The 23,588-nt window shown below is 59.8% G+C and carries 20 protein-coding genes; 6 read left to right on the forward strand and 14 right to left on the reverse strand.

Going from position 1 to position 23,588, the window contains the following annotated elements; all coding sequences use genetic code 11:
• Positions 1–939 (reverse strand): alpha/beta hydrolase, encoded by a 939-nt coding sequence (locus BMX80_RS03655; RefSeq protein ID WP_083394230.1) that lies wholly within the window; start codon positions 937–939, stop codon positions 1–3.
• An 80-nt stretch (positions 940–1,019) separates the two neighbouring features.
• Between BMX80_RS03655 and BMX80_RS03660 the strand changes: the two genes are divergently transcribed.
• Positions 1,020–1,589: a DUF6436 domain-containing protein gene (locus BMX80_RS03660; RefSeq protein WP_074865237.1), complete on the forward strand. Its 570-nt coding sequence runs from the start codon at positions 1,020–1,022 to the stop codon at positions 1,587–1,589.
• 28 nt (positions 1,590–1,617) lie between these two features.
• Positions 1,618–2,091 carry a hypothetical protein gene (locus tag BMX80_RS03665; protein ID WP_074865239.1) on the forward strand — a complete coding sequence of 158 codons (474 nt, stop codon included), beginning with the start codon at positions 1,618–1,620 and terminating at the stop codon, positions 2,089–2,091.
• Here the strand turns inward: BMX80_RS03665 and BMX80_RS03670 are convergent.
• Entirely contained in the window at positions 2,088–3,131 is a 1,044-nt protein-coding gene (locus BMX80_RS03670) for an AraC family transcriptional regulator (protein WP_074865242.1), read from the reverse strand. The two genes, BMX80_RS03665 and BMX80_RS03670, sit on opposite strands and share 4 nt — an antisense overlap.
• A gap of 116 nt (positions 3,132–3,247) precedes the next feature.
• Here BMX80_RS03670 and BMX80_RS03675 point away from each other — a divergent pair, with 116 nt between their 5' ends.
• Positions 3,248–5,620, forward strand: a complete 2,373-nt coding sequence (locus BMX80_RS03675) for a penicillin acylase family protein (protein ID WP_074865243.1) — start codon at positions 3,248–3,250, stop codon at positions 5,618–5,620.
• A gap of 200 nt (positions 5,621–5,820) precedes the next feature.
• On the opposite strand, the gene ntrC is transcribed toward BMX80_RS03675, so the two are convergent.
• The 5 genes from ntrC to glnA all read right to left on the reverse strand — a co-directional run bounded on the left by ntrC (position 5,821) and on the right by glnA (position 11,371).
• Positions 5,821–7,245: a nitrogen regulation protein NR(I) gene (ntrC, locus tag BMX80_RS03680; RefSeq protein WP_071870923.1), complete on the reverse strand. Its 1,425-nt coding sequence runs from the start codon at positions 7,243–7,245 to the stop codon at positions 5,821–5,823.
• Positions 7,245–8,327: a nitrogen regulation protein NR(II) gene (gene glnL, locus BMX80_RS03685; protein WP_175474872.1), complete on the reverse strand. Its 1,083-nt coding sequence runs from the start codon at positions 8,325–8,327 to the stop codon at positions 7,245–7,247. Before glnL ends, ntrC begins: the two co-directional genes overlap by 1 nt.
• A 255-nt stretch (positions 8,328–8,582) precedes the next feature.
• Positions 8,583–9,281 (reverse strand): DUF4124 domain-containing protein, encoded by a 699-nt coding sequence (locus BMX80_RS03690; RefSeq protein ID WP_074865246.1) that lies wholly within the window; start codon positions 9,279–9,281, stop codon positions 8,583–8,585.
• Complete coding sequence (locus BMX80_RS03695) at positions 9,281–9,823, reverse strand: DUF4124 domain-containing protein (protein WP_074865248.1); 543 nt, start codon at positions 9,821–9,823, stop codon at positions 9,281–9,283. Before BMX80_RS03695 ends, BMX80_RS03690 begins: the two co-directional genes overlap by 1 nt.
• Before the next feature lie 141 nt (positions 9,824–9,964).
• On the reverse strand, positions 9,965–11,371 hold the full coding sequence (glnA, locus tag BMX80_RS03700) for a glutamate--ammonia ligase (protein WP_071870927.1): 1,407 nt from the start codon (positions 11,369–11,371) through the stop codon (positions 9,965–9,967).
• Between the two features lie 315 nt (positions 11,372–11,686).
• On the opposite strand from glnA, the gene thiI reads away from it, so the two are divergent.
• Together thiI and typA are read left to right on the forward strand one after the other, a co-directional pair.
• Positions 11,687–13,162 (forward strand): tRNA uracil 4-sulfurtransferase ThiI, encoded by a 1,476-nt coding sequence (gene thiI, locus BMX80_RS03705; protein WP_074865251.1) that lies wholly within the window; start codon positions 11,687–11,689, stop codon positions 13,160–13,162.
• A gap of 129 nt (positions 13,163–13,291) precedes the next feature.
• Positions 13,292–15,112, forward strand: a complete 1,821-nt coding sequence (gene typA / locus BMX80_RS03710) for a translational GTPase TypA (RefSeq protein WP_074865253.1) — start codon at positions 13,292–13,294, stop codon at positions 15,110–15,112.
• Between the two features lie 80 nt (positions 15,113–15,192).
• Here the strand turns inward: typA and BMX80_RS03715 are convergent, their stop codons facing one another.
• Genes BMX80_RS03715 through BMX80_RS03730 form a run of 4 tightly spaced genes read right to left on the reverse strand, consistent with a single transcriptional unit; the run spans position 15,193 to position 19,400 of the window.
• Complete coding sequence (locus BMX80_RS03715; RefSeq protein ID WP_074865256.1) at positions 15,193–16,959, reverse strand: N-acyl-D-amino-acid deacylase family protein; 1,767 nt, start codon at positions 16,957–16,959, stop codon at positions 15,193–15,195.
• 10 nt (positions 16,960–16,969) lie between these two features.
• Positions 16,970–17,710: a sulfite exporter TauE/SafE family protein gene (locus tag BMX80_RS03720; RefSeq protein ID WP_074865260.1), complete on the reverse strand. Its 741-nt coding sequence runs from the start codon at positions 17,708–17,710 to the stop codon at positions 16,970–16,972.
• Positions 17,710–18,492: an SDR family NAD(P)-dependent oxidoreductase gene (locus BMX80_RS03725; protein WP_074865262.1), complete on the reverse strand. Its 783-nt coding sequence runs from the start codon at positions 18,490–18,492 to the stop codon at positions 17,710–17,712. Before BMX80_RS03725 ends, BMX80_RS03720 begins: the two co-directional genes overlap by 1 nt.
• Positions 18,483–19,400, reverse strand: a complete 918-nt coding sequence (locus tag BMX80_RS03730; RefSeq protein WP_074865264.1) for a bile acid:sodium symporter family protein — start codon at positions 19,398–19,400, stop codon at positions 18,483–18,485. The genes BMX80_RS03725 and BMX80_RS03730 overlap by 10 nt, the downstream gene beginning before the upstream one ends.
• A gap of 139 nt (positions 19,401–19,539) precedes the next feature.
• On the opposite strand from BMX80_RS03730, the gene BMX80_RS03735 reads away from it, so the two are divergent.
• Complete coding sequence (locus tag BMX80_RS03735) at positions 19,540–20,508, forward strand: AraC family transcriptional regulator (RefSeq protein ID WP_074865266.1); 969 nt, start codon at positions 19,540–19,542, stop codon at positions 20,506–20,508.
• 5 nt (positions 20,509–20,513) lie between these two features.
• Here the strand turns inward: BMX80_RS03735 and BMX80_RS03740 are convergent, their stop codons facing one another.
• Genes BMX80_RS03740 through BMX80_RS03750 form a run of 3 tightly spaced genes read right to left on the reverse strand, consistent with a single transcriptional unit; the run spans position 20,514 to position 23,398 of the window.
• A complete protein-coding gene (locus tag BMX80_RS03740; RefSeq protein WP_071870943.1) occupies positions 20,514–20,963 on the reverse strand; it encodes an NfeD family protein in 450 nt (149 codons plus the stop codon).
• A 3-nt stretch (positions 20,964–20,966) separates the two neighbouring features.
• Positions 20,967–21,884 (reverse strand): SPFH domain-containing protein, encoded by a 918-nt coding sequence (locus BMX80_RS03745; RefSeq protein WP_071870942.1) that lies wholly within the window; start codon positions 21,882–21,884, stop codon positions 20,967–20,969.
• Between the two features lie 20 nt (positions 21,885–21,904).
• Positions 21,905–23,398 (reverse strand): L,D-transpeptidase family protein, encoded by a 1,494-nt coding sequence (locus tag BMX80_RS03750; RefSeq protein WP_235821598.1) that lies wholly within the window; start codon positions 23,396–23,398, stop codon positions 21,905–21,907.
• Positions 23,399–23,588: the final 190 nt, after the last annotated feature.

A 23,588-nucleotide genomic window follows, 5' to 3' on the forward strand; every position in this document is an offset into this window, starting at 1 on the left:
TTAGCGCTGTAGCTGCTCGCTAAGAAAGGCCAGATACAGCTGACGTAAGGCCTCGGTTTCATTCGCCAAATGATGGCCTGCACCCGGCACGGTAAGCACCGTCGGTTGGTGGAACTTCTGCCCCAGCACCTTAAGGTTATGCCGCCAATCGACGGTCATGTCCTGATCGCCCTGCACTATGATCAAGGGGTGCGTGCTGTTCGGCGCCGCTTCCATTCTGGGAATCCAACGCGCCAATGCGCCCACCCAGTCCACCGGCAAGATTTGTGGTTGCAGCGGATCGCCAACACGGACGAAATCCAGAAACGCCGTATCGCCACTGTTGTTGGCATAGCGGCGCGGAATGCTGTCCACAAATGGGCGCAGCAAGTGATAGCTCAAGCGCGACATATTCCACGCCACCGGGCGCACTAAGGGCGCCAGCAGCATAATTTTGCCCAGTGCACTGGGCGCTTCGCGATGTAATAAGAAGTCCAGCACGATACCGGCGCCGGTACTTTGCCCCATCACATGCCAAGGCTTGGGCAAGTCGAGCAGTTCTGCCTGAGCCAGCAGTTGCTGCAAAGTCAGTTGATAAAAGTGGAAATCTTGAATGCTGGCGCGCGCGCCGCTTGAGAGGCCGTGGCCGGGTAAATCACAGGCCAGCACGGCCAAATCATGCCCCAGCGCCCAGCGCTGCAAATGGCCGTATAAGCCCATGTGGTCATAGTAGCCATGCAGTAGCAGCAAACTGCCTTGCGCCGGCCGGCCTTGCGGCAGCCAGGCCTGCATCGCCACCTGATAGGGGCCAACCTCAGCACGCCCCAACAACACCTGCAAGGCGCCCGCCTGCGGCGCCGGCAAGCGGTAATACTGCCAATACTGCGCGGCTAACTCGGGCACGTTACCGCCAAGGGGTTGGAGCTCGGTAGCCAACTGCTGCAAGGCACTGCTGTGCATGGTGTTGCTCCAGATCATTCGCTTAACGCTGGGTTGCTGCGGATAATAGCCGCTCACTGATTGCCTGAGTTGCCTTTGCTATGCGCTTTATCACGCGCTTATCCGCCCGCCACTGGTTAACTGTAGCCGCGATTGCGGTGTGGCTGCTGGCCATGCTGACGGCTTTTTTATGGTTTCAGCAGCAGTTTATTCGCCCCTTTAGCGACACCAGCGTCAACCTAGCGCAGCTGCAACTGCACGCGCCCAAAGCGCTAAGCAGCCCCGGCGCGGTGCGCGTGGTGCATTTCTGGCAGCCGGGTTGCCCGTGCAACGTGGCTAACCAAGCGCACTTGGCCGAGTTACGGGTGAAATACCAAGGGCAAAACGTGCAGTTTTACCAAGTGCGCCAACCCGGCAGCCAAGGCCAATTACCGCCGCCGCTGGATGACTTAGCGGCACTCGAAAGCACCGCTCAGTTTGCCCCACCGGTCAGCCCCGCCGTGGGCATTTGGGATAGCCAAGGGCGCCTTGCCTACTTCGGCCCCTACAGCGAAGGTATGGTGTGCAACGCCGCCAACAGCTTTATCGAGCCAGTGGTCGACCGCCTACTGGCCGGCAAAAGCGTGAGCATCAGCAACGCCTTAGCGGTTGGCTGTTTTTGCCGCTGGTAACGAACTCATCCACCCAAAGGAAATGACCATGCGCCGCACTTTCATCACCCTACTGCTCAGCAGCCTGCTGAGCCTGCCGGCACTGGCTGCGCCGGTGGACAGCATCAAAGCAGAACTGGCCGCCAACTTGGTCAGTGTCGAAGCCAGCCGCAAACAAGCGGTGGCAGCCAATCTTGGCCTCAGCGACAGCGAAGCGCAGGCTTTTTGGCCGCTGTACCAGAGCTATCGCGAACAAATCAGCGCCCTCGCCCACGAAGGCTTAGGCACCCTAGTGGACTACGCCGTGCTGCATAACCAGCAGAGCCTCACCCAAGTTGACGCGGCCAATATTCTCGATGACGTGCTCAAGCGTGAGGCGCAGCGCAGCGTGCTCAAAGAGCATTTCATTCAGCAGCTGGCCCGCGAGATCAGCCCACGCATCGCCCTGCGCTTCTTGCTGGTGGAAGGCCAGATGGATGCCTTAAGCCGCTACGACGCACTGCGGCAAATCCCGCTGGATTAACCCGGCGGCGAGCCACGCCGCGTGCGCCGATAGGCCTGCGGCGTTTGCCCAAACCAGCGCCGAAAGGCGCGGTAAAACGGCGACAGTTCGGCGTAGCCCAAGCGCCGCGCCACTTCTTTAAGCGGCAGCTCGGTATTGATCAGCTCGCTCACGCACGCCTGCCGCACGCTATCCAGCACACCGCGAAAGCCCATGCCTTGCGCCTTGAGCATCTGCTGCAACTGCGCGGTGCGTAAACCCAAGGCCTGCGCACATTGCGCTTGCGTGGGCAGCGCAGCGCCGCTGTCTAACTGGCGCGCCAACTGGTAGCGCAAGCGCGCCAGCCAGCGGTCTTCTTGCAGGCTATCGAGCTGCTGCTGCGCCTCGCGCGATAACGCCTGAAACACCTCGGCACAGGCATGCCGCGAAGGCTTATCCAACCATGTTGCGCTAAACACCAAGGCATCGTGCTGCGCGCTGAAATGCAGCGGCGCGGCCAATAAGCGCTGGTGCTCGCTGTGCGTGCGCGGCGCTGGGTGACGCCAATGCACCGCCTGCAGGGTTAGCTGCTCGTCGGTGAGCCAATGCAGCAATTTAAACAGCAGCAGGCTCAAACATTCGCTCTGCTGGCGCAGGTGAGCAAAGCCGCGATAGTTGAGGTCGATGATCAGCCAAGCGCTGCCGTCATGTTCTTCCAGCTGCGCCAGCAAGCCGCCAGACAGCAAGGCCTGAAACTTCAGCAGCGCCTGCAAGCCTTGGCGCAGGTTGGGCGCGCTCAATAACAAGTAACTGGCGACATCCAAAAAGCGCGGGCGCATGGCCTCGGCCAGATGCAGGCCAATATCACTGTCGCCGGTTAACGGCTCGATGGCCTGCCAAAAGCGCGGCGCTAGCTCATGGGCTTCGCGCCCCTCGCTAAAGCCTTGCACCCAATCGGCGCCCTGAAAGGCTTGGCGATACACCTGCGCGGGGTCAAAGCCGAGCCGCTCCAGCGCCTCAAACAAAAAGCGCCGCAAGGTAATCGAATGGGTTAACGGGGTTAACGAGGCGGTTGGTTGCATGACTCATCCACAGCAAGATTGACCTGAAAATATTGACCAGCACAAAAAAGGTCAATGCCGCAGCGCCATGCCCTCGCCACAATCGACAGCTAATAACAAACACAACGAGGATTGCTATGCGCCGGATATTCGCTATCTCTGCCTTAAGCGTGGCCGTGGCCTGCGCCGCTGGCTGGGGTTACTTGAACAGCAAAACCCCGACCCGCGATGGCAGCCTGAGCCTTGCCAACCTGCAAGCGCCGGTCAGCGTGCGCTATGACGAGGTGGGCGTGCCGCATATCCAAGCCGCTAACGAAGCCGACCTGTATCGCGCACTGGGCTTTGTGCATGCGCAAGATCGGCTGTTCCAGATGGAAATGCTGCGCCGCTTGGCGCGCGGCGAGCTGGCGGAAATCCTCGGCGAAAAACTGGTCCCCACCGACACCCTGTTCCGCACCCTGCGCCTAGACCAACAAGCCCGCCAGCGCGCCGCTGAGTTCGACGCGGAAAGCCCCGCAGGCCAAGCGCTAACCGCCTATCTGGACGGCGTTAACCAGTGCTTGGCGCAGTGCGCCACGCCGCTGGAGTTCGACCTGCTGGGTATTCCCAAACGCGAATTCAGCGTGGAAGACACCTTCGCCAGCGCCGGCTATTTAGCCTTTAGCTTTGCCAATGCGCTGCGCGCCGAGCCCACCTTGAGCTTTATCAAAGACGAACTGGGTGCGGACTACCTCGCCATGTTCGATCTGGCTTGGCAGCCCGACGGCGTTATCGAGCGCCCGCTGGCGCAAGCCGACTGGCAAAGCTTGGGCGCCTTGGCGCGGCTGAGCAGCCAAGCAGTTAGCGACTTTGGCCTGCCACAATTTGAGGGCAGCAACGCCTGGGCCGTGGCGGGTAGCCGCACGCAAAGCGGCAAACCGCTGCTGGCCAGTGACCCGCACATTCGCTTTGCCGTGCCGTCGGTGTGGTACGAGGCGCATTTGCAAAGCCCCGAGCATGAGCTGTACGGCCACTTCCAAGCACTGATGCCGGTGCCGCTACTGGGCCACAACCGCGAATTTGGCTGGGGCGTGACCATGTTCCAGAACGACGACATGGACCTGTTCGCCGAAAAGCTAAACCCCGACAACCCCAACCAAGCCTGGAGCCGTGGCCAGTGGGTCGAGCTAAAGAGCGAAACAGTCGAGATCAAGGTCAAAGACGCCGAGCCCGTGCAGCTCACCCTGCGCACGAGCCCTAACGGCCCGATCATCAATGACGCCTTGGGCAAAACGGCGCCTGTCACGCCGGTCAGCCTGTGGTGGCCGATTCTTACCGAGAAGAATCCGATTCTCGACGGCTTCTACGCCCTCGGCCGCGCCGACAACTTAGACAAAGCCCGCGCCGCGGTAGAGAACATCGAAGCGCCGGGGCTGAACATCATGTACGCCAACGCCAAGGGCGATATTGGCTGGTGGGCGGCGGCTAAGCTGCCGATCCGCAGCGCACCGGGCAACCCGACGTTTATTCTTGATGGCAGTTTGGATGACACCATCCCCACCGCCTTCCATCCCTTTAGCGCTAACCCGCAGGAAGAAAACCCGCCGCGCGGTTATATCCTCTCTGCCAACCACCAGCCCAAGCCGGCCAGCGGCATTGAGATTCCCGGTTACTACAACCTGCCCGACCGCGCGCAACGCCTAGACCACCGTTTAAGCACCCCCGGCGTGCAATGGAACACGCAAAACAGCCAAGCCCTGCAACTGGATGGCGGTACCGCCTATGGCCCACGCAGCCTCGCCAAAGTGCTGCCTGACTTGCGCCACATTGCCGGCGAGGACGACGCGCAACAAGCACTCGTGACGCTGCTGAAACGCTGGGATGGCGACTACCAACTGGACAGCCGCGCAGCCAGCTTGTTCAGCGTGTGGAGCTACAACGTGGCCAAGGCGGCGATGCACGACGAACTGGGCGACGACTTGTTCGACAGCCTGCTGCTAGTACGCAGCTTCGACAGCGCGCTACCGCGCTTGCTTGGCGACGCTCAAGCACCGTGGTGGGATAACCGCAACAGCGAAGCGCGCGAAAGCCGCAGCGATATTCTCGCCAGCGCTTGGCAGCAAACCCTGCACGACTTTGCCGCGCTAGAGGACAACGGCGCTTGGGGCGCCAGCCATACGCTGACCCACCTGCATCCGCTGGGTAGCCAAGGCGGCCTGCTGGGCAAGCTCTTTAACGTCGGCCCGTTCGCCGCCCCCGGTGGTCACGAAACGCCGAACAACTTGGCCAACCGCCTAAGCCCAGCACCGTGGACCGTTAACTACGGCCCCTCGACCCGCCGCCTGATCGACTTTGCCGAGCCGGAAAAGTCCCTCGGTATTAACCCGGTTGGGCAAAGCGGCGTCCTGTTCGACCCGCACTACGACGACCAAGCCGAGGCGTATATCCAAGGCCAGTACCGCCCGCAGCGCCTCGCCGAAGACGATATTGCCGCGCATACCCAAGGCACCTTAGTGCTGAACCCGCAGTAAAGCGCAGCCAGCAAAAACGCCAAGGCCGGAATAGTTCCGGCCTTGGCGTTTTTTAATATTCAAACATTCGCCTTTGAGTCAGCGAACAGCTCAAAGGCAAGGCGTACGGAGCACAGCAAGCGAGACATACCGCCTGGTAGGCGAGCTTGTGAGCACCGCACAACGCCGCCATTGAGTTGTGCAGCCACTCAAAGACTCAATCAATCGTCGCCGTCGTCATCCTCGCCGCTGTCATCCATGCCCAGCTCTTTGATCTTGCGCGTCAGGGTATTGCGCCCCCAACCGAGCAGCACGGCAGCATCGCGGCGCCGGCCGGCGGTGTGCTTGAGCGCCGTCTCGATCATGATCTTCTCGAAGGCCGGTACTGCGCTATCGAGCAGGTTGTTCTGCCCACGGGTCAGCGCTTGGTCGGCCCACAGGCGCAGCGCGTCTTCCCAGTTATTCACCGGCATGGCTTCGCCGGTTTGATTGAGCAGCTCAGGCGGCAGGTCGTCGACCAGCACTTCGCGGCCGGAGGCCATCACAGTGATCCAGCGGCAGGTATTTTCCAGCTGGCGCACGTTACCCGGCCAAGGCAGGCTCTGCAGGTAATCGGCGGTTTCCGGCTTGAGCACCTTAGGGTCGACGGTCAGCTCTTGCGCGGCACGGGCCAAGAAGTGCTGCGCCAAGGCGGGAATGTCTTCGCGGCGATCGGCCAAGCGCGGGATATGAATGCGGATCACATTCAGGCGGTGGAACAAGTCCTCACGGAACTTGCCCTCTTTCACCAAGTTTTCCAGATTCTGGTGGGTGGCGGCGATGATGCGCACATCGACCCGCACCGGGGTGTGACCACCGACGCGGTAAAACTCGCCATCGGCCAGCACACGCAGCAAACGGGTTTGCGTGTCGGCCGGCATGTCGCCGATTTCATCTAAAAACAGCGTGCCGCCATCGGCTTGCTCGAAGCGCCCACGACGCTGGTTGGCCGCGCCGGTGAAGGCGCCCTTTTCGTGGCCGAACAGCTCGGACTCCATCAAGTCTTTGGGAATCGCTGCCATGTTCAGGGCAATAAACGGGTTCGCCGCACGCGGGCTGTGGCGATGCAACGCATGCGCGACCAGCTCTTTACCGGTGCCGGACTCACCGTTAATCAATACCGTGATGTTGGAGTGCGACAGGCGACCAATGGCGCGGAAGACCTCCTGCATGGCCGGCGCTTCGCCGATGATTTCCGGCGTGCTGAGCGCCGGTTCTGGCTCACGCAAACCTTGCTGCTCGCGGGCATGCAGGCCTGCGCGCTTGACCAGCGAGACGGCCTCGTCGACATCGAACGGCTTGGGCAGGTACTCAAACGCACCACCTTGGTAAGAAGCCACGGCGCTTTCTAAGTCCGAATGCGCGGTCATCACGATCACCGGCAGGCGCGGTTGCTGCTCGCGAATCACCTTGAGCAAATCCAAGCCACTGGTACCGGGCATGCGAATGTCGGAGATGATCACGTCCGGGCTCTGCCGCGCCAAGCGCGAGATCACGCTGTCGGCGTTATCAAAGCAGACGGTTTCTAGGCCTTCTTGCTGCAGGGCTTTTTCCAGCACCCAGCGGATTGAACGATCGTCATCGACTATCCAGACGGTCTCTCTCATTACGAAGTCGCTCCTTGTTCCAGCGGCAAGTACAGGCTGAAGGTGGTGTGCCCAGGGTGACTGTCACACTCGATCAAACCGCCATGCTGGCTAATGATGTTTTGCGCAATGGCCAGCCCCAGACCGGTGCCTTCGGCACGGCCGCTGACCATGGGATAAAAAATGGTGTCTTGCAGCTCGCTGGGAATACCCGGGCCGTTGTCGGTGATATCCACCTTGACCACCAAGCGATGGCGCACATGGGCGATGGTGAATTGGCGCAGCGCGCGAGTGCACAAGGTGATGCGCCCCAAGCGCAGATCGCTCTGCCCTTCGATGGCCTGCATGGCGTTACGGACGATATTCAGCACCGCTTGAATCAGCTGCTCACGATCGGCGATCAGCTCCGGGATGCTCGGGTCGTAGTCGCGCACTAAGGTGATCACGTCATCGGTTTCCGCCTTCACTAGGCTGCACACGCGCTCCAGCACTTCGTGAATATTGGTTGGGCGCAGCTCAGGCAATTTGTTCGAGCCGAGCATGCGGTCAACCAAGTTACGCAGGCGGTCGGCCTCTTCGATGATGACGTTGGTGTAATCCTTTAAATCTTCGCTGGGTAGCTCACGGGAGAGCAGCTGCGCGGCGCCGCGAATGCCACCCAAGGGGTTTTTAATTTCGTGCGCTAAGCCACGCACCAACAGCTTGGTGGTTTCTTGCTTGGACAACTGCGCTTCTTCTTTGGTGATGCGCAGCAGGCGGTCGCGCGGCTGGATTTCAATCAGCAGGTGGTTTTGCTTTTTCGACGGCAGCGGCGTGACGGCGTAGTCCACCGTCAGCGGTTGACCGCCGGTGGTGATCAGCTGCGCCTCGCGCTTGGTAAACGGGTGCGCTTCGCTCACTGCCAGACGCAAGGCCTCAAGGCTTTCGGCGGTTTCGGTGAACAGCTCGCTGACTAACTGACCATGGCTGCGCTGCCCACTGACCGCCAAAAGCATCTCTGCTGCCGGATTCATGTACTCCAGACACAACTGCTGATCGAGCAAAATGATCGCCGTGGTTAAGTTATCCAGCAGTAGTTTGTGCGGTACCAGGCTATCGCCCATGCTGCCCCCTTGCTGTGCACCCATCGCCCCGAAAGCGACAGTCAGAACAAGACAGGTTCTTTGCAACCTGCTCGTTTTTACCCATTGCGGCTGTCCGACCTTGGGCAAAACCTATTCAGCTAGGGATTTGCAAAAAGCGCACCACAGCCAAGGAAAGCGCCGAAACAGCAAGGCCCGCCACTAGAGCAGGCTGACTGCCCTAGCGGATCAACGGTTTTACCATGGGGAAAGTGTAATGCGCCGCAAGAAAGCGCACTACTTTGGTGCGTAGTCCGCACTATAAGGGGCAGGCTCGGGGTCGCTGCCAATAGAGGGCAAAAGCGATGGCAGCCAAGAGGGCAGCAACGAGGGCCTCTCTTCTTTGGGCTTGTCTTTTAGCGGGCACTCTAAACGCACACCCCAATCGCCTTTCTGACACGGCTTAGTGCGGCGCTTCTGATCCAACGTCATGCGTTGCACATGCACGGGCTGGGTGGGCGTGCGCTCGATGATGCGCCCCCGCGCATCGACAATCTCAACGGCCAGCTGATGCGTACCGCGCGTGAGGTTCTCCACGTTAAACACCGGGCTCACGGACGCATCGCCATACACAGCGCCATCTAACTGCAAACGGTACAAATGCCCGGAATACAACTTCGGCTCACTGCTGGCGGTGACAATCAGGTTGCCAGCGTTGTTGTCCTGCACATGACTATCGGGCTCGGGGAATAAAATCCGCAGCACCTTGTAGCGCGGTGTTTGGCTTTCCAGCGGCTCTGGCTTAGGCGCCAGTGGCGCGGGCGCTGGCTGCGACATTTGAGTGGTACGCGGGGTGATCTGCACCCGCGTGGCGTGCGGCGGGTGCGCGCCATCGCTAAAGACCCGATTACCTTCGGCATCGATCCAGGTATACACATCAGCGCGCACCAAAGAGGTGCACAAAAGAAACAACCCGATAATAACCGCGCTGCGCATCAAGGCGTCGCCTTAGGCAGTGGCAACGTCGGCTTTGGTGTACCCAGTGCCACGCGCTGCACGGTAATGGTCACGCTATTGCTGCGTTGAATCTCTTTTTCGCCGGCCAACACCACCACCTGCAATTGGTGTGTGCCGCGCTCGATATTGGTCAGTGACAAAGGGCTCACGCCCGGCTCGCCCACCGCACTGCCATCCACCAGCGCTTGCAAAACGTGCCCCGCTGCCAACGCTGGCACGCTACGCACCACCACTTGGAAGTCGCCGTTATTGGCGCGAATCGCCTCAGCGCCATCAGGGCTGGTGATCTTCAACACTTTATAGTTCGGCGCCTTAGCCACTTCTGGCTTAGCCGTGGGCGGCAAGCTGCTTGGCTCTACCTTCACCGCATTGGGCGTGCGCACATCCACTTGCTCGGCTTGCGCGTCTTGTGGCGGCTTATCGGTGAGCACGACATTGCCGTTGGCGTCGGTATAACGGTAAATCTGCGCACTGGCCAACAGCGGCATAACCAGTAACACAATCAATGGAAATCGGCGCATAGCAGCCTCCTTGAGCAATGCCTCAACCTTACACCGCCCAGCCGCGCTGGCAAGCGGCGCGCGCTGGCTGCGTGGCGCTCTTAACATTCAGAAACAACAAAGCCGCCCGAAGGCGGCCTTGCTGCGAATTCCGAAGAGGAATTAAACGCTGTAGTACAGATCGTATTCCAGCGGGTGTACGAAGGTACGTACTTTGATTTCTTCTTCGCTCTTCAGGGCGATGTAGGCATCGATGAACTCATCGGTGAACACGCCACCCTTGGTCAGAAACTCACGGTCAGCAGACAGCGATTCCAGGGCTTCCTTCAGGCTGCCGCAAACCTGCGGGATGTTCGCAGCTTCTTCCGGCGGCAGGTCGTACAGGTTCTTGTCGGCTGCATCGCCCGGGTGGATCTTGTTCTGGATACCGTCCAGACCGGCCATCAGCAGAGCAGCGAAGGCCAGGTAGGGGTTAGCAGACGGATCCGGGAAACGTGCTTCGATACGGCGGGCTTTCGGGCTCGCAACGTACGGAATACGGATAGAAGCAGAACGGTTACGAGCCGAGTAAGCCAGCATGACCGGAGCTTCGAAGCCCGGCACCAAACGCTTGTACGAGTTGGTGGATGGGTTGGTGAAGCCGTTCAGAGCCTTACCGTGCTTGATGATACCGCCGATGAAGTACAGGGCAGTGTCAGACAGGCCAGCATAGCCGTCGCCAGAGAAGGTGTTCTTACCGTCTTTGGAGATGGACATGTGCACGTGCATGCCAGAACCGTTGTCGCCGTACAGCGGCTTCGGCATGAAGGTTACGGTTTTGCCGTAAGCGTCAGCCACGTTGTGTACGCAGTACTTGAGGTTCTGAACTTCGTCAGCCTTAGCCACCAGAGTGTTGAACTTCACACCGATTTCGTTCTGACCAGCAGTGGCCACTTCGTGGTGGTGAACTTCTACAACCTGACCCATTTCTTCCAGTGCGTTGCACATGGCAGTACGGATTTCGTGGTCGTGGTCAACCGGCGGAACCGGGAAGTAACCACCTTTAACGCCCGGACGGTGGCCTTTGTTGCCAGTCTCGATGTCAGCGTCGGTGTTCCAGGAAGCCTGCTCAGAGAAGATCTTGAACATGGAGCCAGAGATGTCGGACTTGAACTTCACTTCGTCGAAGATGAAGAACTCAGGCTCCGGACCGAAGAACGCGGTATCACCAATACCGGTCGACTTCAGGTATTCCTCAGCGGCGCGAGCTACGCTGCGCGGATCGCGCTCGTAGGGCTGCATGGTGGACGGCTCGATGATGCTACAAACGATGATCAGCGTCGGCTCTTCGGTGAACGGATCCAACACGGCAGTGTTGTCGTCCGGCATCAAGATCATGTCGGAAGCTTCGATGCCTTTCCAACCAGCGATGGAGGAACCGTCGAACATCTTGCCTTCTTCGAAGGTTTCTTCGCTGAAGTCACGCGCCGGCATGGTCACGTGCTGCTGCTTACCTTTGGTGTCAGTGAAGCGCAGGTCTACCCACTTCACATCGTTGTCTTTGATCAGTTGAAGCGACTTCTTCGACATGGTGTCCTCCAGAAGATGTGTCGTCCGGGCTTCTAGTCAGCAGCCCAGTGTCTAGCGGTTACTCGCCGTGCGAAAACCTTGCACCGGTAAAGGCAATTTGTGTGCCAGACCCCAAAAACCACTAGAGCCCCCATAAAAGTGCGTGCCTAAGCTAAAAGCCGCCACCCATGCCGGTCAATAGCGCACCGAAATGATTCACTAAAAATTCAGCGCGCACCAAAATAGGGCGCACAAAGAGCAAAAACAGGATTTGGCTGATTTTTAACCGATAAGCGCCTATAATTCGCGCCCTTTTTTCTTACCCCTGTGTTGCCCATGAAACTGGTCGTTAAGGTCTTTGCTGAGATCACCATCAAAAGCCGCCCGGTGCGCAAAAACTTTATTCGCCAGTTGCGCCGCAACATCCGTAATGACTTGCGCCTGATTGATCCTGAGGTCACCGTCACCGGTGAATGGGACAACCTGCAAGTCGACACCCAAGTCAGCGACGAGCGCAGCCGCGAGCAACTGGTCGAGCGCTTAAAGTGCATTCCCGGCGTGGCCAACTTTCTTGAGGTGTGGGAATACCCACTCACCGATATCGACACCATTTATCAGCAGTGTCGGGAACATTTTGGTGCACAGCTCACCGGCAAGACCCTCGCCATTCGCTGTAAGCGCGCTGGCAAGCACGAATTCAGTTCACAAGACGTCGAGCGTTATGTCGGCGGCGGCTTGAATCAAAACTGCGGCGCAGCCGGGGTGGATCTCAAGAACCCTGACCTGCTGATTCGCATCGAGATTCGTCATCAGCAGGTGTTTATCGTCCGCGCCATGCACTACGGCATCGGCGGCTACCCGCTGGGCAGCATGGAGCAAGTGCTGACGCTGATGTCCGGCGGCTTTGACTCCACCGTCGCTGCCTATCAAATGCTGCGGCGCGGCCTGACCACCCACTTTGTGTTCTTCAACTTAGGTGGCCGCGCGCACGAGTTGGGCGTTAAAGAAGTCGCCCACTACCTGTGGCAGAAGTACGCCCGTGGCCACAAGCTGCTGTTCGTCACTGTGCCGTTTGAAGGCGTGGTCGGCGAAATTTTAAGCCAAGTGGACAACAGCCAGATGGGCGTGATCTTAAAGCGCATGATGCTGCGCGCCGCCACACAGATTGCTGACGAGTTGGAAATCGCCACACTGGTCACCGGCGAAGCCATCGGCCAAGTGTCCAGCCAGACGCTGCCGAACCTCGGCATCATCGACCGCGCCACCGACAAGCTGGTGCTGCGCCCGCTGATCGTCAGCCACAAGCAAGACATTATCGACACCGCCGACGCCATCGGCACCGGCGACTTCGCGCGCAACATGCCCGAGTACTGCGGGGTGATTTCGGTCAACCCGACCACCCGCGCCTGCCCACGCCGCATTGCCCGCGAAGAAGAAAAGTTCGACATGGCTGTGCTCGAGCAAGCCGTGGCGCAAACCACGATTACCTCAATGGCCCGCGTGATCGACGAACTGGGCGAAAGCGCCGAAGTGGAAATCGTCGAGCAAATCCTCCCCGGCCAAGTGCTGCTGGATATTCGCCACCCCGATGACGTCGAAGACACACCGCTGACCCTGCCCGACGTGGAGCAGCGCGCCCTGCCCTTCTACGCTATCAACAGCCAGTTCAAGAACTTGGATGCCAATCGCCAGTACCTGCTGTATTGCGATCGCGGCGTGATGAGCCGCTTGCACGCCCAGCATTTGGTCAGCGAAGGCTTTACCAACGTGCGCGTGTATCGTCCGCAGCCAGCGACGGGGCCCCGTGCATGAAACTTTGCCGCATTAGCCGACACGGTCGGCGGCGTCGCCATCCTCCCGATAACACGGTCGTCTTCAGGCCGTAACTTTGACCCCATTGACTAAGGCGGCGAAAACCGCCGCTCTAAGTAGGACACGACTGTGATCGAGAAACTCAGAAACATCGCCATCATCGCCCACGTTGACCACGGTAAAACCACCCTGGTTGATAAGCTGCTCAAGCTCTCCGGCACTTTGGATCGTAAAGAAGCCGAAGGCGAGCGCGTGATGGACTCTAACGACCAAGAACGCGAGCGCGGCATTACCATTCTGGCCAAGAACACCGCCATCCAGTGGAACGGCTACAACATCAACATCGTCGACACCCCCGGCCACGCTGACTTCGGCGGCGAGGTTGAGCGTGTGATGAGCATGGTGGACTCCGTACTGCTGCTGGTGGACGCGCAAGACGGCCCGATGCCGCAAACCCGCTTCGTGACCCAGAAAGCCTTTAAGGCCGGCCTGCGTCCGATCGTGGTAGTGAACAAAATCGACCGCCCCGGCGCGCGCCCTGACTGGGTTATCGACCAGATCTTCGACCTGTTCGACAACTTAGGCGCCACCGACGAGCAGCTGGACTTCCCGATCGTTTACGCCAGCGCCCTGAACGGCATCGCCGGTGATGATCCGGAAAACATGACCGACAACATGGACCCGATCTTCCAGGCCATCATCGACCATGTACCGACTCCGAGCGTGGATCTGGACGGCCCGTTCCAGATGCAAATCTCCCAGCTGGACTACAACAGCTTCTTGGGTGTGATCGGCATCGGCCGTATCGCGCGCGGCAAGATCAACGCCAACACTCCGGTGACCGCCATCGGCGCCGACGGCAAAAAGCGTAACGGCCGTATCCTCAAGATCATGGGCCACCACGGCCTGCAGCGCGTCGAAGTACAAACCGCGCAAGCCGGTGACATCGTCTGCGTGAGCGGTTTCGACGAGCTGTTCATCTCCGACACCCTGTGCGATCCTCAGAACGTCGAAGCCCTGCCGCCGCTGACCGTTGACCAGCCCACCGTGAGCATGACCTTCCAGGTCAACGACTCGCCGTTCGCCGGTAAAGAAGGCAAGTTCGTCACCAGCCGCAACATCAAAGAGCGTCTGGACAAAGAACTGCTGCACAACGTGGCCCTGCGCGTTGTGCAAGGCGACAGCCCAGAGAAGTTCAAGGTTTCTGGCCGTGGCGAACTGCACCTGTCGGTACTGATCGAAAACATGCGCCGCGAAGGCTTCGAGCTGGCCGTAGGCCGCCCGGAAGTGGTGATCATCGAGAACGAAGACGGCGAGAAGCAAGAGCCCTACGAAAACGTCACCATCGACATCGAAGAGCAGCACCAAGGCCCGATCATGGAGCAAATGGGTCTGCGTAAGGGCGATCTGACCAACATGATCCCCGATGGCAAAGGCCGTATTCGTCTGGAATACACCATTCCGGCGCGTGGCTTGATCGGCTTCCGTAACGCCTTCCTGACCATGACTTCCGGCACCGGTATTCTGACCAGCACCTTCAGCCACTACGGCCCGATCAAGGCCGGTGAAGTGGCGCACCGGCAGAACGGCGTGCTGGTTTCCATGGCCGGCGGCACCGCCCTGACCTACTCGCTGGAAACCCTGCAGGACCGCGGTAAGCTGTTCCTCGCCCCGGGCGACGAAGTCTACGAAGGCCAGCTGGCCGGCATCCACAGCCGCGACAACGACCTGGTGATCAACCCCACCAAGGCCAAGAAGCTCGACAACATGCGCGCTTCCGGCAAGGACGAAACCATTCAGCTGGTTCCGGCACTCAAGTTCACTCTGGAACAAGCGCTGGAATTCATCGATGACGACGAGCTGGTCGAAGTAACGCCGAAGTCGATTCGTCTGCGTAAGAAAATGCTCAACGAAAACGACCGTAAGCGCTATGAGCGCAGCAAGGTCTAAGTAGTAGCTGACTAGCAGCGAATAGAAAAAGCCTGAGTGGGTAACCACTCAGGCTTTTTTAATGCCTGCGCGAAATGCACTTATACCGTAGTCATGCGCGGCACTACCTGCACGCCGGGCAAAAACTGCCCGAAGTCGCGCTGCTTGCCTAATGCCTCGGGGTATTCGCTGCCTTGTTGGTAGGCCACACGGCCATTGATCAGACACGCTTTGACCGCTGCATCGTTACGCTTGACCAAGCGCGGCAGGTTGAGGATTTCCATCGGTGCTTCGCTGATGCTGTCCAGCTCCTCATTTAAGCCTGCGGGGTTAATCAGCACTAAGTCGGCCCGATCACCCACGCGCAGAGTGCCGGCGTTAATGCCGAACCACTCGCCCAGCTCACCGGTTAAACGCTGCACAGCTTTTTCGATCGGCATAAAGGCACGGCCTTGCTCGGCGGCATCGCGCACGTACTTCAAGAACCTGAGCGGGAAGTTGTACTGCGCAATGGAACGCAAATGCGCACCAGAGTCAGCAAAGCCCGGATGCGTCCACGGGCTGGCGATCAGCTGCTCGACAATCTCGGGGCGGTGATTGCCGTAGTTGGTCTTCCACTTCAGCGCGTTGCGGTATTGCTTGGCCAGCGCGAAGTAAGTGTCTACCGGGTCGCTGCCGCGCTCGCGGCCAATGCCGGCGAAGTTACGGCCAACCAAACTGGCGTCGGGGCAATCGGTAATCCAGCTGTCGGCAAAATCGCGGTGCCACAGGCCTTTGGTAAAGATGGCCTGCACCTGTTTTTTAAACAGCGCACGAAATTCTGGCTCGTCGATTTTCTCGTAGAGCATGTCTTCGTCTTTGATATCGCGCAGCACTTCGCCGGCGCCGAACTCCTCAAAGGCGTTCACGTTCAGCCCTTCCAAATGCACAGTGAACGGCGCGGGCAAGGTCTGCCAACGAAAGTTGCCGCGCAGCACGGTATTGGCCAGCCAGCCGGAAGCGCGGGTGATGCGATGCAGGAAAGGCTGCGCTTTAAGGTCCAGCGCGGTGAGCATGCTGCATTTTAGCGGCGTGCGCCCCCAGCCATGCGCCTGCCACAAGAAGGCAAACACGTTCACCTTAGTGACCGCATTCGGCGCGCCCTGCAGCACCGCGCCACGGCGGCGCAAAATGGCGAACAGGCGCGAGAACTCGTGCCAGGTAGCAAAGGTCGACGGCAGCGGGCTAGACCAGGCGCGGTCGCCGTCCATCTTGTCGAGCTTAGTGGTCATTACCGACAGGCCGATGCAGCCGGCATCCAGCGCCTGCTCCAACAGCTCTTCCATACGCTGCAGCTCGGCCTCTGTGGGTTTCACCTTGCTGGTGGCGCGCTCAAGGCCCATCACCGCGACACGCAGTTCCGAGTGGCCTAAGAAGGAACACACGTTCGGCCCCAGCGGGTGTTGGTCGTAAAAGGCGCGGTAGCCAGCCGGGTCGCGCCAGGTTTTTTTCTCTTTAAGCACCGGCAACACCAGCTCGCGCGGCACGGCTTCGACGCGGGTAAATAGGTCGGAGCAATCCTCGGCATCGGCCAGCAACATGCTGATTGAGCAAGAGCCCACCGCCACACTGGTGACGCCGTGGCGCACCGACTCTTTCAGCGCGGGCGCGGCAATCACCTCGGCATCGTAATGCGAGTGGCACTCGATAAAGCCCGGGGTTAGCCAGTGGCCGTGGCCGTCGATCACTTGCGCGGCCTGCTCGGCACTGATCGGTGCGAGGCTCACGCAGGCCACGCGGCCGTCTTTAATGCCGAGGTGGCGCACCTCGGCGGGGCTGCCGCAGCCGTCGAAATAACGCGCGTGGTTGATGGCGATGTCGTACTGCATGGAACTGTCCTCAGCGCGGCCAGAGCAAAATCAGCGCAGTGACCAGCAGCAGCCAGTACACCGCGATCCGGAAATGCCGTTCGTTGACCTTATGGTGAAGGGTTTCGCCCACCCACAGCCCGAGCAGCAGCAAGGGCGCGAACAGAGCGATGTGCGGGAGCGCCGCGCTAAGGCGGCCGTCAGCAAGGAACGCCAGCGTGAGCAGGCTGTTTAAGCTGAACCAAACGGTGACTAAGGTGGCGCGAAAGCGGGTTTTATCCAGCGTGCTGCCGGCCAATGCGTACACCAACAAGGGCCCGCCGCTGGCGAATAAGCCGTGACACAGGCCGCCGCCCAAGGTGAGCACGCGGCTTAGCCACAGCGGGTGGGCACTCGCCACAGTGGCGCTACGCAAGCGCCACAATTCGCGACCGGCAAACCACAACACCAGCACGCCGAGCAGCTGGCGCAGCAGGTTTTCATCCAAATACGGGCGCACAAAATAGCCTGCTGTGGTGCCGAGCAGCATGCCGGGCAGAATCAACTTGAGCAGCAAGGGCTTATCGATGGCCTGCCGATAACGCCACGCTAAATAACCGGTTAAACCGATATTCAGCGGCACCAGCACCGGCAGTAATTGCTCGATCGGCAGCAGCAAGGCGCTGAGCGACAAGGCAATCACGATGCTGCCAAAGCCGGTGATGGCCTCCAGCGTGTAGGCGAGCAGAATAAACACACCCACGGCCAGCCAAGCGGCGCTTAACCATTCCATCAGTGCAGCTCCGCAGCAAAACGGCGGCACATCTGCCGATGGAAAAAGCTCGGCGCCAGTCGCCACAACAAGCTGGCCAGATGCGTGCGCCGGTCGGGAAATAAACGCTCTAAGCCTTGGGCTTGCGCGAGAATGACCTTGTCTGCCATCCACTCGGCACTGTGCAAAGTACCGAGTGTGGTGCGTGCATGACTGGCCGCTTGGCCATCGGCGCCGAGGGCGTTTTGCTCAATCGGCGTGGCCAAAAAGCTCGGGTACACCAGCAATAAACGCACGCCATCGCGGCGCACTTCGCCGCGCAACACCTCTAACGCTTGCGCCAAGGCGCTTTTCGCTGCGCAGTAACCAGCACGGCCGAGCACGGGCATCCAGCTGGCCATCGAGCCCACGGCAACAATCTGCCCGCGACTGGCTTTAAGCAGCGGCAAAGCTTTAAGGGTTAGTTCCAGCGGCGCGTGGTAGTTCACCGCCATCACCTTGCGAAACACCTCAGGCGCCGTGCGCTGGGTGAGCGAGCGATGGGTAATGCCGGCGTTGTTGATCAGCACATCGAGGCGGCCAAACTCGGCCAAGCAGGCATCTACTAAGGCCAGTTGCACTTGCTCGTCACAAATATCGCCGGCCAAGCTAATCACCTTAGTGGCCGTGAGGCTGGCGGCGCGTTGCTCTAACAAGTCTTGATTGAGGTCGGTAAGCAGCAGTTGATCGCCACGCGCCTGACAGGCTTGCGCCAGCGCCCAACCCAAGCCGCTGGCGGCACCTGTGATTAAGGTTACGCACATGGTTTGGCCTCGCTTAACACCGGTAACGGTTGGCGCGACCAATACAGCGCCAGCAGCAAACCACTGACCAAGTGCCACGTGCCCCAGAACGCGGCAATCAGCAGCATGCCGGTAGCTTGCGGGAAGAAGGTAAAGATAATCGCCAGCCCCAGCGCGGCATTTTGAATGCCCACCTCAAGGGTGATCGCCCGTTGCTGTGCGGGGTTTAAACTGGTCAGGCGCGCAGCGGCAAAACCCACCAGCAGCGCCAGCGCGTTATGCCCCACCACCAAGTAGAAAAACAGGTGGAAGTGTTCGACAAACGCCGACCAATTGCGGCCAAAGGCAATCGCAACAAAACCGAGCATCACCGCCAATGCCACCCAGCGCAGCGGTTGCTCGATGCGTTTAGAAAGCTGCGGAAAGCGCCGCCCCACCCACATACCGGCCACCAAGGGCACGCCGAGCACCAAGAGCACCATCAGCAGCAGCTCCAGCGGGGCGATATGAATGCTGCTCAGCAGCGCTTGGGTCTTCGGATTAAGCCAGGCGTAAAAAGCGAAATTCAGCGGCGTAAGCACGCTGGCGGCCAAACTCGACACCGCCGTCATGCTCACCGATACCGCCACATCGCCGCGCGCCAGCCACGTCATGATATTGCTGAAGGTGCCGCCGGGGCAGGCGGCGAGCAGTAACATGCCTAGGCCCAGCTCGGGGGCAATCGGCAGCAGCCAGATCAACGCGCAGGTCAGCGCTGGCAGCAGCAAAAATTGCGCGATTAGCCCCACGACGGGAGCTTTCGGTGCACGCAAAATGGCGCTGAAATGCGCCACGCGTAGCTCCAGCGACACGCCAAACATCATCACCGCCAGCAGCAGGTTGATCAGCACTAGGCTGGCGGGGTCAAATTGAATCTCCACGGCGTTCATCGTGGGCACCGTGTGGCGAATCCGTAAGGCTTGATCGGGGTCATGGCGGCTTGCTTGTTGTTATGCTTATCGCCAGCTTAGAAAAGCCGCGCCGCGCTGGCACGGTCGATTCGGGACCTGATCTGGTTAAATCGCGCCCATGACGTCTACCCCTTCCATTACCCCTTCCATCACCGTGCAATACGCCCAAGGCCTGTGTCAGGCCGCCGAGCGCTTAGGCCTCAGCTTGCCGCCAGCATGGCCGAGCAAGTTGCCCAGCCGCGTGCCGCTGGCCCAGCAAGATGCCCTGTGGCAGCACTTGGCCGCGCAAAGCCGCGAGCCACTGCTGGGCTTGCAGTTGGGCCATGCCCTGCACATAGGCCATCTGGATTTGGTCGGCGTGCTGCTGATGAGCTGCGACAGCTTAGGCGAGGCGCTGGAGGCGCTCTTGGAGTACTACCCGATTATTGGCGAGGGCGGCGAGTTTAGCCTGCAGCACGAAGGCGAGCGCTGCGTGCTCAGCTATCAGCCGCGCTACAACGTGCTGACTGAGATGCGTGTGGAAGCCGTGCTGGCCAGCCTGATCAATATGACCCGCTGGATTAGCGGTGGCCGTGAGCTGGACTTACACGTGCAGTTTGCCCATCCAGCGCTGGCGGCCAATAACGCCTATCAGCAAGTACTGGCCTGCCCGGTGCGTTTTTCAGCCTCCAGCAATGCGTTGAGCCTGCCGCGCGCGGTACTTAGCCAAGCGCTGATCCAAGCTAATCCGGCCATGTGCAGCCATTTGCGTCAGCTGGCCGATCAGCAGTTAGACGCGCTGGGCAATAGCAGCTTGAGCGCGCAGGTGGCGCAGCTACTCAACGAATTTCCCGCCTGGGGTAAAGAGCGCGTGGCCGAGCGACTGGCCGTCAGTGGCCGGCATCTGAATCGCAAACTCGCCGAAGAAGGTGCCAGCTTTAAGCTGCTGCGCGAGCAAGTGCTCAGTCGTTTGGCCGAACAAGGCCTGCGAGACGGGCGCAGCATTCAACAGTTGGCCGAGCAGCTCGGCTTTGCTGACGAGAGTGCGTTCAGCAAAGCCTTCCGCCGTTGGTGTGGGGTAACGCCGGGGCAGTTTCGCCAGCGTTAAGCCACTCAGCTGGCCGGATGCACGGTCAGAATCACTCCGTTGATGGCTGTGACTTTCACCGCTTGGCCGCTGGGTAAATCGGGCCCGGTGACGAGCCACAGGGTGTCGCCGGCTTTGATTTTGCCGCGCCCTTCGACAATCGCTTCGTGCAGGTTAAAGGTTCGCCCCAGTAGCTCGGTGCCGCGCTGATTCAGCCCCGGCTGCTCGCTGGGGGTGGGGTTGTTTTTCTGCTGACGCCACCAGAGCACGCCGCTGATCACCGACATCACGGCAAACAGCAAAAACTGGCCGCGCCAGTCGAGGCCCGGAAACAGCCATGTCAGCACGCCGATCAAGGCTGCCGAGAGCCCCAGCCAGAGGAAATAACCGCCGGTACCGAGCACCTCGATAATCAGCAACAAGGTGCCAAAGCCCAGCCAGTCCCAAAACGATAAGGTGTGCAGGTAATCGAGCATGGCTTAGCCCTTATTGCCGAAGGTCTCTTTAACGATTTCGCCAATCCCGCCGAGCGTGCCGACCAGTTGGCTGGACTCGAGCGGCATAAGGATGACCTTGCTGTTATCCGCGGCGGCCAGTTGGCCAAGCGCTTCGACGTATTTCTGCGCAACGAAATAGTTCACCGCTTGCAGGCTGCCGCTGGCGATGGCTTCAGAAACCATCTGAGTAGCCTTGGCTTCTGCCTCGGCAGCACGCTCGCGGGCTTCGGCTTCGAGGAATGCCGCTTGGCGTTCGCCTTCGGCCTCAAGAATCTGCGCTTGTTTTTTACCTTCGGCGGTGAGGATTTGTGCCTGCCGAGCGCCTTCGGCTTCCAAAACTTGCGCACGCTTTAAGCGCTCGGCTTTCATCTGGCTGGCCATGGCTTCGACCAAGTCGGTCGGCGGGGTGATGTCTTTAATCTCGATACGGGTGACTTTTACGCCCCACGGCGTGGTGGCTTCATCCACGGTGCGCAGCAGGCGCTCGTTGATCGCATCGCGTTGGCTGAGCATGTGGTCAAGCTCCATGGAGCCCAGCACAGTACGGATGTTGGTCATCACCAAGTTGCGAATCGCGTATTCCAGTTCGCTCACCTCATAAGCGGCTTGCGCGGCGTTGACGATCTGGAAGAAGCACACCGCGTCGATTTCGACGATGGCGTTGTCGGCGCTGATCGCCTCTTGCGGGGGGATGTCCAGCACGCGCTCCATCATGTTGATCTTGTGGCCGATGCGATCCATCACCGGAATGATGATGTTCAGGCCCGGCTTGAGCGTGTTGGTGTAGCGGCCAAAGCGCTCGACCGTCCACTGGTAACCCTGCGGCACAACCTTGAAGCCCATAAAGACAATGGCCACAGCCAAGCCGACAAACAGTGAAATAACGCCACCGATTTCCATGTGAGTGTTCCTTTTACGGGTTAAATACGAGAGCGCGCATCGGCCTTGAGTAAAGCCTGCAAAATCTTAGCATCATGGCCGTAACTGTCGGGGTAGCGAGTGACGTGCCCTTGGCCATCCACCTCGACCGTCCAGTACGCCATCAGCAGCGGAATGCCCGCCGCAAGGCGGTATTCATAGGTGTCGCCTTTAGCCAGCAGCTCTTGCACGCGGGTAAGTTCCGCCTCGCTAAGCAGCAAGCTGCTTAAGGTGTCCACCGCCTCGATACGCACGCAGCCCGAGCTAAAGGTGCGCGGCGCTTTGGCAAATAAGTTTTGGCTCGGCGTGTCGTGCAAATACACCGAGAACGGATTAGCAAAGCGCAGCGCCATATGCCCCAGCGGGTTTTTCGGCCCCGGAGGTTGGCGCAGCATGATGCCGCCGGGGCGTGCCCAGTCGATGCTCGTGGGGTCGAGCTGCTTACCGTTGAAGTCCAATACCAGCAGGTTCTCTTGTTCTAAGTAGGCAAGGTCGGCGCGAATCTTCGGCAGCTTGTCTTTCTTTAAGATGGTCGGCGGAATCGTCCAGCTGGGGTTTAAGGTTAGGCGCGACAGGCGTGATTTAAGCAGTGGCGTTGGCCGCTCGGCGCGGCCCACTTGGGTGCGCGTGTGCCACACCGGCTGGCCATCGCGGTACAGATGTAGCTCGGCAGCGGCGACATTGATCAGCAGTAAGTCGGGCTCGAAGAAGTGCCGCAACCAACGCAGACGTTCCAAGTTCACCCGTAACTGATCGCGGCGCTGTGTTGGGCCAAGATTCAGCGCTTGTAGAGTGCCACTGCCGACCAGCGCATCGGGGTTAAGGGCATGCTCGCGCTGCACTTGCCGCACGGCGTCGGCGAGTGTTTGATCGAACAGTTCGGCCTCGGCGACAGGCTCGGCCGTTAAGTGCCCGCTGGCGATTAAGCGTTCACGCAGCTGCGTCACGCGCGCGCCGCGACTGCCGAGCTTGAGCAGTGCGCCCGGCTCAACCAGCGGCCAAGCGGCATAGGCTTGCTCGCGTTCGGCGGCATACACGCGGCGTAGCGCAGCGTATTGCGCCGACAGTGGCCGGGCTTTGGCAAAGCCCTGCGCAGGCTTTTGCACAAACGCCTGTGCCCAACGGAGCAGCTGGGCCTCGGCGGCGGGTTTATCCCATGGCTCACGTTGCCAGATGGGCTCCAGTAATTCCTGCGGCAAGCGGCCAAAATACAGGTGCTGCATGGCGTGCCAATACGCCAAGCTGTGCGTCAGTTCTGCGCAGTCAAGCGCTTGCGGTGCTGTGCTGCCTAGGCGGTAGTCGTCGGGGTTTAAACCATCATCGGCCAGTGTCGCCAGCGCCTCAGCCAAACGCTCACGTTGGCCCGCTTGCAGCCATTGCGGCTGGTCGTTTAAGGGGTGGTAAAACGCTTGCAGGGCCCGATCATCTTGCGCAGAAATCGCGGCGCACTGTGGCCAAGGCACTTCGGCAGCCGCGACCAATGGCACACTCAACATGAGCATGTTCAGGTAAAGTGCTGTTTTTTTGATCAATTTGTACGGGCTCCGTGTCGTTACCGGCTATCCTGATTGCTATCCATAGCAACATAACAAGTATAGGTATGCCAACGTGACGACCAATAGGGACATTGCCGGGCCATGGGGGAGCAGTATGCGCGCGGCGTGGTTGCGAAACGTTGGGCTGGCA

Origin of the sequence: Atopomonas hussainii (genome assembly GCF_900109735.1) — a bacterium.
GTDB classification, from domain to species: domain Bacteria; phylum Pseudomonadota; class Gammaproteobacteria; order Pseudomonadales; family Pseudomonadaceae; genus Atopomonas; species Atopomonas hussainii.

Bases quoted from the DNA above. Each gene is read 5' to 3' on its own strand.
- BMX80_RS03740 (WP_071870943.1), bottom strand. From the start codon at position 20,963: ATGCTCGATTACCTGCACACCTTATCGTTTTGGGACTGGCTGGGCTTT.
- BMX80_RS03690 (WP_074865246.1), bottom strand. From the start codon at position 9,281: ATGCGCAGCGCGGTTATTATCGGGTTGTTTCTTTTGTGCACCTCTTTG.
- BMX80_RS03750 (WP_235821598.1), bottom strand. From the start codon at position 23,398: ATGTTGAGTGTGCCATTGGTCGCGGCTGCCGAAGTGCCTTGGCCACAG.
- BMX80_RS03665 (WP_074865239.1), top strand. From the start codon at position 1,618: ATGCGCCGCACTTTCATCACCCTACTGCTCAGCAGCCTGCTGAGCCTG.
- BMX80_RS03715 (WP_074865256.1), bottom strand. From the start codon at position 16,959: ATGCAGTACGACATCGCCATCAACCACGCGCGTTATTTCGACGGCTGC.
- glnL (WP_175474872.1), bottom strand. From the start codon at position 8,327: ATGGGCGATAGCCTGGTACCGCACAAACTACTGCTGGATAACTTAACC.
- BMX80_RS03675 (WP_074865243.1), top strand. From the start codon at position 3,248: ATGCGCCGGATATTCGCTATCTCTGCCTTAAGCGTGGCCGTGGCCTGC.
- BMX80_RS03720 (WP_074865260.1), bottom strand. From the start codon at position 17,710: ATGGAATGGTTAAGCGCCGCTTGGCTGGCCGTGGGTGTGTTTATTCTG.
- ntrC (WP_071870923.1), bottom strand. From the start codon at position 7,245: ATGAGAGAGACCGTCTGGATAGTCGATGACGATCGTTCAATCCGCTGG.
- BMX80_RS03655 (WP_083394230.1), bottom strand. From the start codon at position 939: ATGCACAGCAGTGCCTTGCAGCAGTTGGCTACCGAGCTCCAACCCCTT.
- BMX80_RS03695 (WP_074865248.1), bottom strand. From the start codon at position 9,823: ATGCGCCGATTTCCATTGATTGTGTTACTGGTTATGCCGCTGTTGGCC.
- glnA (WP_071870927.1), bottom strand. From the start codon at position 11,371: ATGTCGAAGAAGTCGCTTCAACTGATCAAAGACAACGATGTGAAGTGG.
- thiI (WP_074865251.1), top strand. From the start codon at position 11,687: ATGAAACTGGTCGTTAAGGTCTTTGCTGAGATCACCATCAAAAGCCGC.
- BMX80_RS03730 (WP_074865264.1), bottom strand. From the start codon at position 19,400: ATGAACGCCGTGGAGATTCAATTTGACCCCGCCAGCCTAGTGCTGATC.
- BMX80_RS03725 (WP_074865262.1), bottom strand. From the start codon at position 18,492: ATGTGCGTAACCTTAATCACAGGTGCCGCCAGCGGCTTGGGTTGGGCG.
- BMX80_RS03735 (WP_074865266.1), top strand. From the start codon at position 19,540: ATGACGTCTACCCCTTCCATTACCCCTTCCATCACCGTGCAATACGCC.
- BMX80_RS03670 (WP_074865242.1), bottom strand. From the start codon at position 3,131: ATGCAACCAACCGCCTCGTTAACCCCGTTAACCCATTCGATTACCTTG.
- BMX80_RS03745 (WP_071870942.1), bottom strand. From the start codon at position 21,884: ATGGAAATCGGTGGCGTTATTTCACTGTTTGTCGGCTTGGCTGTGGCC.
- BMX80_RS03660 (WP_074865237.1), top strand. From the start codon at position 1,020: ATGCGCTTTATCACGCGCTTATCCGCCCGCCACTGGTTAACTGTAGCC.